Here is a 13,106-nt window from a genome sequence, read left to right on the forward strand (position 1 = left end):
TGTAAGGGCTACCGCATGAGCAACTTCGCTTTTCTACCGAATCAGTTTCAAGACCTCAAACAAGCAGCACAAAAGGCCGAAAGCCACATCCACGGCGACCCGCGTGCCGCCTGTTTCCATGCACGTTTCGCCCTCGAAGCTGCTGTGCATTGGCTGTACCGCTACGACAACACCCTGCGGATGCCCTACGACCACTCGCTCAATAGCCTGTTACACGAGCCGGATTTTCAAAACCTCATTCCGCAGCAACTCTTCCACAAAGCCAAAGCCATCCAACGCATTGGCAACCAAGCCGTGCACAACCCCGCGCCCGTCCGCCCACTCGACGCGCTGCAAATGGTCAAAGAATTGCACCATATCGCCTACTGGCTGACCCGCAACTACACCCGCCCCCTACCACCAGCCATTGACTGGGATGATGCACTCGTCCCGCGCCCCCTTGCCCCCGATGCGGTTGTGCCACGCAAGCAACTCGAAGCACTGGAAAAACAGCTTGCCACCGAAAGTGAAAAAGCCCTCAAACAACAGCAAGCCGCCGATGCACTCAATCAAGAGCTGCAAACCCTGCGCCAGCAACTCGCCGACCTGCACCAACAAGCCGCGCAACAAACCGATACCCACGACTATTCCGAAGCCGAAACCCGTGCTTACCTCATCGACGTGGAAATTCACCGCGCGGGTTGGTCATTGAACCAAAAGCGCGACCGTGAATATGAAGTCGTTGGAATGCCGACCAGCAAGGCTTCGACTACGCTCAGCCTACGGAATTCCCGTTCCCTGAGCGTAGCCGAAGGGAACAACGGCACCGGTTTTGCTGACTACGTATTGTGGGGCGACGACGGTAAACCCTTGGCAGTGATCGAAGCCAAACGCACCACCGCTGATCCCGCTAAAGGCCAGCAGCAAGCCAAACTGTATGCGGATTGTCTTGAACAAATGCACGCGCAACGCCCGATCATTTACTACACCAACGGCTATGACACCTGGCTATGGGATGACACCCAATACCCGCCGCGTCAGGTCAGTGGTTTCTACAACAAAGCCGCTCTGAGCAGCCTGATCTTACGCCGCAGCAACCGCCAGCCACTCGATACCAAGCTGGTGAATGCAGAAATTGCCGGGCGTTATTACCAAAAACGCGCCATCGGTAGCATCTGCAAACAATTTTCCCAGTCACGCCGTAAAGCCTTGCTGGTCATGGCAACAGGTACAGGTAAAACCCGCACCGCGATTGCGCTGGTCGATGCGTTACAACGTGCCAACTGGATCAAACGTGTATTGTTTCTGGCAGACCGCGTATCACTGGTGAAACAGACCGCGAATGCCTTCAAAAAGCACTTGCCCGATTCCAGCCCCGTCAATCTGGTCACAGAAAAAGACACCGAAGGGCGAGTCTACGTTTGCACCTACCCCACCATGATGGGGCTGATTAATGAAACCCAAGGCAAGAGTGGCGAGGCACGTTTCGGGGTGGGTTATTTCGACCTGATTATTATCGACGAAGCCCACCGCTCGGTGTATCAGAAATACCGTTCCATTTTCAGTTACTTCGATAGCCTGCTGGTGGGTTTGACGGCCACCCCGCGTGAACAGGTGGATAAAAACACCTATGAACTGTTCGAGTTGGAACCGGGTGTGCCGACTGATGCGTATGAACTGGAAAAGGCGATACGGGACGAGTTTTTAGTGCGCCCCAAAGTGGAACAAGTGAATCTGCGTTTCCCGCGTGACGGCATTGATTACGACTCGCTGTCAGATGAAGAAAAAGAAGAATGGGAGAGTACCGACTGGGGTGATAATGCGGATGGCAGTGAGCGGATGCCCAAAAAAGTGAATGCCACCGCCATCAATCAGTGGTTGTTCAATATCGACACCGCCGACAAGGTACTCAAACACCTGATGGAGCATGGGCATAAAGTCGCTGGCGGTGATCGACTAGGCAAGACCATTATTTTTGCCCGCTCCCACAAACACGCGCAATTCATTGAATCCCGCTTCAACCACCACTACCCCGAACACGCTGGCCATTTTGCCCGCATTATCGACAATGAAGTGAAATACGCCCAAAGCCTGATTGACGATTTCTCGGTGGTAGATAAAGCCCCGCACATTGCCATTTCGGTGGATATGCTCGACACCGGCATTGATGTGCCGGAAGTGCTGAATCTGGTGTTTTTCAAACCCGTTTATTCACGCATCAAATTTTGGCAAATGATCGGACGTGGCACACGCCTGTGCCCTGACCTGTTAGCGCCGGGGGAAGACAAGCAGGATTTCCGTATTTTTGATTTCTGTTTCAACTTCGATTTCTTCCGTGAAAAACCACAAGGCATTGAAGCAGGGACGAGTGCTTCATTAGGTTCACGCCTGTTTCAAACGCGGGTGCAATTGCTGGCTGCGTTACAGGCTTCGGCTGGTTCGGAAGTTGGCTTCGACTACGCTCAGCCAACGAATACGCCCCGTTCCCTGAGCGGAGTCGAAGGGAAAGAAGTCGAAGGGAACATCGCCGAAGGGAACACATCACTACTAAACACCTTGAAAAACGGTCTATTCAACGCCGTTGCCGCCATGAACCGCGATAATTTCATCGTGCGCCAACACACCCGTGCGGTAGAGCATTTCCAAGAACGCGCCAATTGGGACAAGCTGAGTGAAGAAGATTGCCAAACCCTGCACCAACAACTGGCGCAGTTGCCCTTCCAGCCAGAAGCCGATGACGTTGAATCGCGTATGTTCGATCTCAACGTATTACGGATGCAAGTCGCACTGCTGCAAGGCGATGCTCGAACCTTTGAAACCCATCGCCGCAAAGTATTGGACATTGCCATACGGCTGGAAGAAAAAACCAATATCCCCGCCGTCAAAACACACATCAGCTATTTGCAAACCTTGCAGGAACCAACGTTTTGGGAAGGTACTAACGCTGACATTCTCGAAGATTTGCGCTTGCGCCTACGTGCGCTCGTGCCATTCATTGACAAACGAGAGCGCAAGATTGTCTACACCAACTTCAAAGACGAGATTCTGGACATCAAAAAGGATGCGCCTTTTGACATGCCCAAAATGACCAGTACCCAGTACGATAAAAAGGTCAAAGATTACTTGCGCTCCCATCTGGATAGCCTCGTGATTCATCGGTTACGCACCAATAAGGCACTGACTGCAACCGATTTGCAAGGCTTAGAAACCACTTTGATCCAGATCGGTGAAGATGAAGGCAATACCTTGTTTTCGGATTTATTAGCCCGCCATGAAGCCCCTTCGCTCCCGCATTTCGTGCGTAGTATGGTGGGGATGGATGACAGCGCAGCACACGAAGCCTTTTCACAATTCCTGCATGACAAAAGCTTGACCCCAGCACAAATACGCTTCATTGAAATGATCATCGAACAACTGACCGCTCGCGGGATTATGGAAGCCAGCGCACTGTATGAAGCACCTTTTACCAGCCTGCACGCGGGTGGTCCTGATGAATTATTCGCAGACAGGGATAATGTCATCGAAGGCTTGTTCGATGCGCTGGAAAACACTCACCCTAAAATCCAGAACGCTGCCTGAGGATTCACACCATTCATGTATCAACCACTTGATAACGTGACCGTACTGACGCTGCTTTCCATTATTCTACTAACGCGCATAATGCAAAATCTGCCCCGGAAACGGTTGCGCCAAATAACCCGCCGTATCCGGCTTATTCTGGGTGTGAACATACCCAAAACCAACCATTTTCTTGCTAAAACTCGCGTGTTGACCACGACCGGGGTCTACAATCACCACTTTACAATGGGGCTTGGCGTGCTGCTCGATGAAATCTGCCAGCAAGGCAATATGCTCGCGCTCATACAGCAGGTCACTGCCCACAATCAGGTCAAACTCACCCAGCCCGCTATCCGCATCCCCCCAGCCCGTGCGCATGAAAGGAATCGCTGCCCCGTGGTTTAGCTCACTATTTTCCAGCAAAAACGCGCCCGCTTCCGGGTGGTAATCCGTAGCGGTAATATCGGCATGGCGGTGGTTCAACACCAAACTGGTTAGGGCGATGCCACACCCTACTTCCAGAATCCGTTGCCCTTCCAGCTCATAGTCGAACATGTGATGGGCAAGCACTTCGCCTGAAGCCCAAACAATACCGAACAATGGCCAAGTGGCGGATGAAATTCCCAGTTTTTCGGCAACACCCTCAGCATCCGCGAATTGCTGGTTATCCCGCAAGGTACGGACATGAATATCCACATCACCAAACTCCAGTGTCTGGTAACGAAAGCGTAAAGGAATCATAGTAGCCTGTGGGGTAATGGGCGGGAGGTATTCAGCATACCCGAAACGACTAGCAGATAGCGAATAACCGGGTCAATCAGGTTGATGGCAAGCAAGCTGCCGCCCACTACCCATCACCCGTAATTCCGGCACCTGTTCCCGACAAACCGCCTGCGCCTGCGGGCAGCGCGTATGAAACACACAACCCGACGGCGGATTCAACGGCGAAGGCAACTCCCCCACCCCCACGGTAATCTTGGCCAACCGCGCCCGTTCTTGCTGCGGGTCAGGTAAGGGAATCGCCTCCAACAACATGCGGGTGTAAGGGTGCAAGGGGTTTTGATACAAGCTTTCCGCATCCGCGATTTCCATGATGCGCCCCAGATACAGCACCAGCACCCGATCACTGAGTTCACGCACCACGCTCAGGTCGTGGGAAATGAACAGCAACGTCAAGTGATGGTCACGCTGCAAATCCGCCAGCAACTTCACAATCTGCCCCTGAATCGACACATCCAGCGCACTCACTGGCTCGTCGCACAGGATCAGTTGCGGCTCGACACTCAAAGCACGGGCAATACCGATACGCTGGCACTGCCCGCCGGAAAATTCATGCGGGTAACGGTTGCCCATCGCACTTTCCAGCCCAACCGCCTGCAAGCCTTCAGCAGCACGTTGGCGGATGGCTGCTTTGCCCAATTCCGGGCGCAACGCCAGCAACGGCTCCTGCAAAATATCGCTGACCGTCATGCGCGGGTTGAGCGCATCCAGCGGGTCTTGAAAGATGCATTGCACCGCACGGCGAAAGGCTTTCATCCCCACTTTATCGTGTGGGTTCAGCCGTTTGCCTTGCCAGCGAATTTCGCCCTGCGCGGGCGTAACCAGTTGCAGAATGGCGCGGGCAAGCGTGGATTTGCCACAGCCGGATTCACCCACAATCCCCAATGTTTCCCCGGCTTGCAGCTCAAAGGAAACCTCGCTCAGCGCCTGCAACACCTGCCCGGTATTGAGGCGAAAACGCACACTGAGTTTATCGACGGCGAGTAACGGCGCAACCATTACACCATCCAGATCAAGGATGCCATGCGCCCGGTCTGCCCATCACGACGGTAGGAGAAAAAGCGTTCCGCATCGGTGTAAGTGCACAAATCGCCGCCGTAAATGTCGGCGACACCGACCGCATTCAAGCGCTGACGGGCAAGTGTGTAGATGTCCGCCATCCATTTGCCTGCGTTGCTGGACGGCTTGAATGCTGCTTGCGCCGACGGGTCGTGCTGCATGAACGTTTCACGGACTTCCGCGCCGACTTCAAACGCATCCGCGCCAATCGCAGGCCCCAGCCATACCAACAGGTCAGCAGGTGGGCATTGCAAAGATTCGACAGTACGTTCCAGCACACCATCGGCCAGCCCGCGCCACCCGGCATGAGCGGCGGCCACGCGGGTTCCTGCCTTGTCGCAGAACAGTACCGGCAGGCAATCCGCCGTCATAATGACGCTGACCTGCCCTTTGCCGAAAGCGGTGGAGGCATCACCCGTCGGGTAACACGTTCCCGCATCCATGCCACACACATCGACGCCGTGTACCTGCTTCAACCACAACGGTTCGGAAGGCAGTTGCAAGGTATCGCCGACGATCATGCGGTTACGGGCAACCGCCAGCGGGTTATCACCGACGTGATCCCCCAGATTCAGGCTATCGAAGGGCGCGACGCTGACACCACCGTGGCGGGTGGTGCAAACAGCGCGGATGTTGGCGGGCGCAGGCCATGCGGGGGTAAGCCAGTTAGCGTTCATACACTAACACTCTCCCGCAATGCCGCCAGCAGCGCTGCCATATCGTCAGGAACAGGCGCTTCCCATACCATTGCTTCGCCCGTTGCTGGGTGTGTCAACCCCAGTCGAGTAGCGTGTAATGCCTGACGCGGGAAAGTCTGGATTGCTGTGCGTAAGTCATTGGTTATCCCGACCGGCACGCGCGGACGCCCCCCATAAGTCTGGTCGCCGATAATCGGCATGTGCTTCCAACTTAAATGAACGCGAATCTGGTGGGTACGCCCGGTTTCCAACGATACTCGCAACAAGGTGTGATGCGGGAAACGCTCTTCCACCCGGTAATGGGTAATCGCCTCTTTGCCACCGTCGTGGACGGCTTGACGTTTGCGGTCAATGTGATGACGGCCGATATTGCCTTCAATCGTTGTCCCTGCCACGACTTGCCCAGATACTAAGGCGAGGTATTCACGGCTAACATCGCGCTCCTGTAGCTGTTCGACCAGCTTGCCGTGAGCGTCGAGGGTTTTGGCGACCACCATCAGGCCGGTGGTGTCTTTGTCGAGGCGGTGGACAATGCCCGCACGCGGCAACATTTCCAGCGAACGGTCATGGTGCAACAAGCCGTTGACTAGCGTGCCTGACCAGTTGCCTGCACCGGGGTGAACCACCAGCCCGGCGGGCTTGTTGATAATGATAAGGGTGTCATCTTCGTACACAATGTTGAGCGGAATATCTTCCGGCTCAAATTCGGTTTGTGGCTCATGCACTGTATTTAGGGTTAATTCCTCACCCCCGATTAAGCGCTCCTTGGGTTTGAGAATTTTATCATCCACTAACACGCACCCGGCTTTAATCCATTTTTGAATCTGGCTGCGGGAATATTGCGGGTATAGGTTGGCAACGGCCTGATCTAGGCGCTGACCTTCCATGTTGAGTGGCACTATGCTGACGATCTGTTGGTTTAGAGACATTCTTAATCCGGTTGAATAGGCTATACTTGCAAACTCATTCTATCATCATGTGTTGTTAAGCAAATGTCGATAAGTACAAAAAGACTCAAAGCCAGTGTTTATCTGGCGGGCATACTGGCACTTTCTGTCAGTTTCAGTGGCTGTTCGATCTTTTCTCAGACAGAAAAAGATCTCACAGAGGGCTGGTCAGCCGATAAAATTTATACCACCGCACGGGAAGCGATGACGGCGGGCGATTACGAACGAGCTATTAGCTTGTATGAATCACTCGAAGCACGTTACCCCCTAGGCAATTTTGCCCAACAGGCGCAACTGGAAACTGCTTATGCTTACTACAAGTATGACGAGGCAGATTCCGCGTTAGATGCGATTGACCGTTTCCTGCGGATGAATCCGACCAGTTCAGATGCCGATTATGCACTTTACCTGCGTGGTCTGGTGAATTTTAATCGAGGACACAGCATTGTCGATAAGGTATTCCCGCGTAGCATTGCCGATCTAGACACTGTGCGCCAGAAAGAATCCTTCCAGGATTTTTCACACCTGCTCACCCGTCACCCGAACAGCAAATACGCCCCGGATGCCAAAGAGCGCATCCAACACTTGCGTAACAGCCTGGCACAATCCGAAGTAAATGTGGCGAATTACTACATAGTACGCGGCGCATGGCTAGCCGCATTCAACCGCGCAGAATATGCCGTGAAGCATTATCAAGGCTCACCTGCGGTGGTCGATGCCTTGGAAATCAAGGTCAAAGCAGCCCACAATCTTGGCAAGCCCGACCTTGCGGCAGACAATCTCCGTATACTCGAGCTGAACTTCCCAGCCCGCGCTGCTGCCCTCAAAGCGCAACTGCGCTAACGCAGCAGCTTCTCGTCCCCCGATTATCGGCTAATACTGGCAGGATACCTGCCAGTCATTTACAGTCATGTAAAAAGCTACCTAGCACAGTAACAATAAATAATAAACGGGGCTATAAGATGACTACTCTCAAAACAATCTCACTTGCTGGACTAACCGTATTGGTACTGAGCAGCACTCTCCTCACAGAAGTATCAGCCAACTCCCTGTTTGCTAAAAGTGCTCCCATGTCACCCATTGGCGGCTCTCAAACAAGCAAAGCACCCAATTATCTGGGTGCAAGCATTGGCAAAACCACCACGGATGATTTCTGCCAAGACCTGAACGCCTGCGAAAGTGCCGATCAAAGCTGGAAAGCGTTCGCTGGGGTACGTGTCAATGACAGCATTGTGCTGGAAAGTGGCTATGTCGCTTTTGGAAAACAATCTGGACAGGATGCTAGTGGTACGGTTAGCCAAACAACCAGTGCCTACACAGCAACCGCAGTGGTTGGCCTACCTGTCAGTGACCAAATTGAAGCGTTTGGCAAAGCAGGCATGGCACGGTGGAGCGTCGAAAATACTAATAGCAGCGGTACGGTAGTAGAAGATACTGGCAACAACATCATGGTCGGGGCGGGTGCAAATTACGACCTTGGCGACAATATGGGTGTTCGAGCGGAATGGGAACGTTACAAAGATATTGCGATACCCAGCACACAGCAGACTGGCGATATTGATTTACTGAGTTTGGGCTTTATTTTTTCATCATTATAACAATATCCCGCCTAGCGGGAAGCATTAGAAAACAGAAAGGGGCTTGTATGAAAACACTGATTTCCTGCGCATTAGTAGGCGTCGGGCTATTGGCTAATGTAGCGTTAGCAGGCGGCATGGAGGGATATGGCATTCCCTCAAATGTATCATTATACGGCGGGGCAAGCGCTGGCCTCACCAATCAAGAAGGGGCATGTGTCTCTGATAGCACCTCTACCGACTGCAACGATGCGTCTAGTGGCAACAAATTTTTTGCAGGATTCCGCGCAACACCCAGCCAGAATGGAGTTGTCGCGATGCCAGGTGGGGTAATTCCCAGCGCATCATTACCAACCCTCGGCGCTGAAATTGGCCAAATGGATCTGGGCGAAAGCACCGCCAACGGCACAGCCGGGCGCTCGGGCATTTACGACACCAAACTTACCAGTGATTTATCCGCGACTTATTTAGCCGGTGTCGGTTATATTCCCGTCGCACCACGCACCGAATTACTGGGTAAAGTCGGCGCGGCTTACTGGAAACAGAATGGCAGCAAGGTTGTACCGGAAGATACCAGCATGAATACGACTTCCAGCAATAGTGGCCTTGGCATGTTGCTCGGCGGTGGGGCACAAGTTCAAATCAACCCGAACGTGTCATTGCGAGGTGAGTACGAACATGTGTTCGGCACAGCAGCAGATACTAATTATGAATCCGATGCTAGCCTACTGAGTGTGGGCGCCGTCTTTTCTACCTTTTAAGCACAGGGCTGCACCATGAAAATGACATTGGCCATGAGTCTCCTTATCGGGTTAGCCAGTAATGCATACGCAGACGATTACATGATGGGCAACAACTTCAACAATGGCCCTAAATTGTATGTTGGGGCTAGTGCGGGTAGCTCTAAACTTGGCGATACCTGCAATGACCCCTTCTTTAGCGGTAATTGCAACGATCAAGACTTTGCGTGGAAAGCCTTTGGTGGCGCACGCCTTAACCCCATGACCGGGGTTGAACTCACTTACTACGATCTCGGCAGCAGTAGCATGAATGGCACGACAGGGGGCAGCAGCGCTAAAATGGACAGCAGTACCACCGGAACTGGCCTTACTGGCGTTGGGTACGTGCCACTCACCCCACAAATCGAAGCTTTTGGTAAAGCAGGTGCCATCGCGTGGGACAATAAAACCAGTAAAACGGTTGCTGGCAATCCCAGTGAACAAGAAAATGCTACTGGTACGAGTGCTTTGATCGGCGGCGGTGCACAGTTCCAGCTAAACAACAATTTGCGCGTGCGGGGCGAGTGGGAACACATGTTTAACATTGGTTCTGACTCTGCTTACGAAACCGATGCTGACCTGTATTCACTCGGTTTGAGCTATTCCACACTCTGAAAACCTATCTCCCTCGGAAGGGCTGTATTAGCACAGCCTTTCCGGTAAAGTGGCTGCAAATTTTGTCGCTACATTCTTGAGGAGAACGTTTCATGGCACGTCAAACTGATTTCATCGCACCATCCATCCTGTCCGCTGACTTTGCCCGTTTGGGTGAAGAAGTGGTTAATGTCCTGACCTCTGGCGCAGACATTGTGCATTTCGACGTGATGGATAACCATTATGTGCCGAACCTGACCATTGGCCCCTTGGTGTGCGAAGCCCTGCGCAAGCACGGCGTGACTGCACCGATTGATGTGCATTTGATGGTCAAACCTGTCGACCGCATCATTCCTGATTTTGCCGCTGCGGGCGCGTCTTACATCACCTTCCACCCGGAAGCGTCTGAACACGTTGACCGTACCCTGCAACTGATCCGCAACGAAGGCTGCAAGGCTGGCCTCGTATTTAACCCAGCTACCCCTTTGAATATTCTGGAATATTTGATGGACAAGGTAGACATGATTCTGCTGATGTCGGTTAACCCTGGTTTTGGTGGTCAAAGCTTCATCCCCTCCACGCTGACCAAGCTGCGTCAGGTGCGCAAGATGATTGACGATTCTGGTCTGGATATTCGTCTGGAAGTGGATGGCGGCGTTAAAGCCAACAATATTCGTGAAATCAAGGAAGCGGGTGCGGATGCATTCGTGGCAGGTTCCGCGATTTTCAACGTTGCCAACAAAGCTGACCCGAACCATTACAACAGCATTATTGCTGAATTCCGTAAGGAATTGGCAGCGGCTAAGGTTTAAAGACCGAATTCCCCCCCCATCCCCAGCCCTTCCCCCACAAGGGGTGAAGGGAGCAAGAGAATGAGCGAGAACTTATGTTTAATCCGAAAATGGTGTTGATTGATGTGGATGGGACGCTGGTGGATAGCGTTCCCGATCTGGCATTTTGCGTCGATGAGATGATGAAGCAACTGGCTATGCCGGTGCGCGGCGAAGCTGCGGTGCGTCAGTGGGTGGGTAATGGCGTGCAACGTTTGGTGGAACGTGCGTTGACCGACGATCTGGATGGCTTCCCGGATGCTGCGCTATTTGAGCGTGCCATGCCCATTTTCATGGATTTGTACGCGGAAAACACCTCCAAGCGCAGCCGTTTGTATGATGGCGTGGTGGAAGGGCTGGACTTTCTGCAAAGCTGTAAAGGCTTGAAAATTGGGTGTGTCACCAATAAGGCGGCGCAATTCACCCTGCCCTTGCTGAAAGATTTGGGTATTTTTGACCGTTTCGAGATTGTCATCAGTGGCGATACCTTGCCGGAAAAGAAACCGCATCCCATGCCGTTACTCCATGCGGCTGAAGCGCTGGGCGTGAAGCCGGAAGATTCCATGATGCTGGGCGATTCCAAGTCTGACGTGAAAGCGGCGCGGGCGGCGGGTTTCCAGATCATTTGCATGACTTACGGCTATAATCATGGCGAAGATATTCGCAACTATTCGCCGGATGCTGTGATAGACTCCATGACCGAATTACGCAACCTGATCAACTGTGCATGATGAAACACTTTCCGACTAAAATGTGGCGATGGCGTTCCCGCTGATACCCTCTGCTGGAAGTGTTTCATTACCCGTTTTATTTGGAAGTTCTCATGAATCAGGACATCTTTGATACCTATATCGCCCAAGGCTACAACCGCGTTCCTGTCCGCCGTACCATTCTGGCAGACCTTGATACCCCGTTAAGTGCCTACCTCAAACTCGCTGACGCGCCCTATTCCTACCTGTTCGAGTCCGTACAGGGCGGGGAAAAATGGGGACGTTATTCCATGCTCGGCCTGCCAGCCAAAACCATCATCAAAGTGTTTGGCCTGCGGGTGGAAGTGCACCGCGCCCATCAGCCCGTGGAAAGTTTTGAGGTGGCTGACCCACTGGTGTGGATCACCGAATTCCAGCAGCAATACAACGTGCCCGACATAGAAGATTTGCCGCGCTTCAACGGCGGGCTGGTCGGCTATTTCGGCTACGAAACCATTCGCTACATCGAAAAAAAGCTGGCGCATGGGCGTGAAAAGCCCGACCCGATTGGCACGCCCGACATCGTGCTGATGGTGTCGGATGAAGTCGTGGTGTTCGACAACCTGCGCGGTGAATTGCACTTGATCGTGCTGGCGGAAGCGGGCGGTTTCCAGCAATCCCAGCAACGCCTCGACGCACTCGAACGCCAGTTGCAGGAAGCCCGTCGCCTCTACCAACCCGCCCCCACAGCGACCAAGGTGGAAGAAAGCGACTTCATTTCAGGCTTCACCGAAGACGGTTTCAAGGCTGCGGTACTGGCTGCCAAGGAATACATCAAGGCCGGGGATGTGATGCAAGTGGTGCTGTCGCAACGCATGAGCATTCCGTTTGCCGCGCCGCCGCTGGATTTGTACCGTGCTTTGCGCCGCCTCAACCCCTCGCCGTACATGTACTTCCTGAATCTGGGCGATTTTCACATTGTCGGTTCCTCGCCGGAAATTCTGGTGCGCCTCGAAGATGACATTATTACCGTGCGCCCAATTGCAGGCACGCGCCGCCGTGGCGACACCGAACAGCGTGATCAGGCACTCGAAACCGAACTCCTCAACGACCCCAAAGAACTCGCCGAACACCTGATGCTGATCGACCTTGGGCGCAACGATGCGGGGCGTGTCAGCACCATCGGCTCGGTAAAACTCACCGACAAAATGATTGTGGAACGCTATTCGCACGTCATGCACATCGTTTCCAACGTCACCGGGCAACTGCTGCCGGGGCTGGATGCGATGGACGTACTCCGTGCCACCTTCCCCGCCGGAACCGTCAGCGGTGCGCCGAAAATCCGCGCGATGGAAATCATCGACGAACTTGAACCCGTCAAACGCGGCGTGTACTCGGGCGCGGTCGGCTATCTGGCGTGGAACGGCAATATGGATACCGCCATCGCCATCCGCACCGCCGTCATCAAAGACGACGTGCTGCACATCCAAGCAGGCGCAGGTATTGTCTACGACTCCGTGCCGCAATCGGAATGGGACGAAACCATGAACAAAGGCCGTGCGGTATTCCGTGCCGCCAGCGCTGCCCTGTCCGGCCTGAACGGCAAACACAAGTGA

General features: G+C 53.5%; 12 protein-coding genes. 8 read left to right on the forward strand and 4 right to left on the reverse strand.

Annotated features, from left to right (window positions below; all coding sequences use genetic code 11):
• Window positions 1-15 precede the first annotated feature (15 nt).
• Window positions 16-3,558: a DEAD/DEAH box helicase family protein gene (locus tag Q394_RS0100900; protein WP_028487619.1), complete on the forward strand. Its 3,543-nt coding sequence runs from the start codon at window positions 16-18 to the stop codon at window positions 3,556-3,558.
• Window positions 3,559-3,627: 69 nt separating this feature from the next.
• Here Q394_RS0100900 and Q394_RS0100905 read toward each other — a convergent pair whose 3' ends face one another.
• From Q394_RS0100905 to rluD, 4 genes are all read right to left on the reverse strand, one after another.
• A complete protein-coding gene (locus Q394_RS0100905; RefSeq protein WP_028487620.1) occupies window positions 3,628-4,278 on the reverse strand; it encodes a class I SAM-dependent methyltransferase in 651 nt (216 codons plus the stop codon).
• Window positions 4,279-4,350: 72 nt separating this feature from the next.
• Window positions 4,351-5,316: an ABC transporter ATP-binding protein gene (locus tag Q394_RS0100910; protein WP_028487621.1), complete on the reverse strand. Its 966-nt coding sequence runs from the start codon at window positions 5,314-5,316 to the stop codon at window positions 4,351-4,353.
• Window positions 5,316-6,053: a peptidoglycan editing factor PgeF gene (gene pgeF, locus Q394_RS18605; RefSeq protein ID WP_038139995.1), complete on the reverse strand. Its 738-nt coding sequence runs from the start codon at window positions 6,051-6,053 to the stop codon at window positions 5,316-5,318. Before pgeF ends, Q394_RS0100910 begins: the two co-directional genes overlap by 1 nt.
• Window positions 6,050-7,003, reverse strand: a complete 954-nt coding sequence (gene rluD, locus Q394_RS0100920) for a 23S rRNA pseudouridine(1911/1915/1917) synthase RluD (protein ID WP_028487622.1) — start codon at window positions 7,001-7,003, stop codon at window positions 6,050-6,052. The genes pgeF and rluD overlap by 4 nt, the downstream gene beginning before the upstream one ends.
• A gap of 63 nt (window positions 7,004-7,066) precedes the next feature.
• Between rluD and Q394_RS0100925 the strand changes: the two genes are divergently transcribed.
• From Q394_RS0100925 to trpE, 7 genes are all read left to right on the forward strand, one after another.
• Entirely contained in the window at window positions 7,067-7,864 is a 798-nt protein-coding gene (locus Q394_RS0100925; RefSeq protein WP_028487623.1) for an outer membrane protein assembly factor BamD, read from the forward strand.
• A 119-nt stretch (window positions 7,865-7,983) separates the two neighbouring features.
• Entirely contained in the window at window positions 7,984-8,619 is a 636-nt protein-coding gene (locus Q394_RS0100930) for an outer membrane beta-barrel protein (protein WP_084260297.1), read from the forward strand.
• 47 nt (window positions 8,620-8,666) lie between these two features.
• Window positions 8,667-9,359: an outer membrane beta-barrel protein gene (locus Q394_RS21170; RefSeq protein WP_051542567.1), complete on the forward strand. Its 693-nt coding sequence runs from the start codon at window positions 8,667-8,669 to the stop codon at window positions 9,357-9,359.
• A 15-nt stretch (window positions 9,360-9,374) separates the two neighbouring features.
• On the forward strand, window positions 9,375-9,992 hold the full coding sequence (locus Q394_RS0100940; protein WP_028487626.1) for an outer membrane beta-barrel protein: 618 nt from the start codon (window positions 9,375-9,377) through the stop codon (window positions 9,990-9,992).
• Between the two features lie 92 nt (window positions 9,993-10,084).
• Window positions 10,085-10,783, forward strand: a complete 699-nt coding sequence (rpe, locus tag Q394_RS0100945) for a ribulose-phosphate 3-epimerase (RefSeq protein ID WP_028487627.1) — start codon at window positions 10,085-10,087, stop codon at window positions 10,781-10,783.
• A 74-nt stretch (window positions 10,784-10,857) separates the two neighbouring features.
• Entirely contained in the window at window positions 10,858-11,532 is a 675-nt protein-coding gene (locus Q394_RS0100950; RefSeq protein WP_028487628.1) for a phosphoglycolate phosphatase, read from the forward strand.
• Window positions 11,533-11,624: 92 nt separating this feature from the next.
• Window positions 11,625-13,106: an anthranilate synthase component I gene (gene trpE / locus Q394_RS0100955; protein ID WP_028487629.1), complete on the forward strand. Its 1,482-nt coding sequence runs from the start codon at window positions 11,625-11,627 to the stop codon at window positions 13,104-13,106.

The organism is Thiothrix lacustris DSM 21227 (genome assembly GCF_000621325.1).
In the GTDB taxonomy this organism is placed as follows: Bacteria; Pseudomonadota; Gammaproteobacteria; order Thiotrichales; family Thiotrichaceae; genus Thiothrix; species Thiothrix lacustris.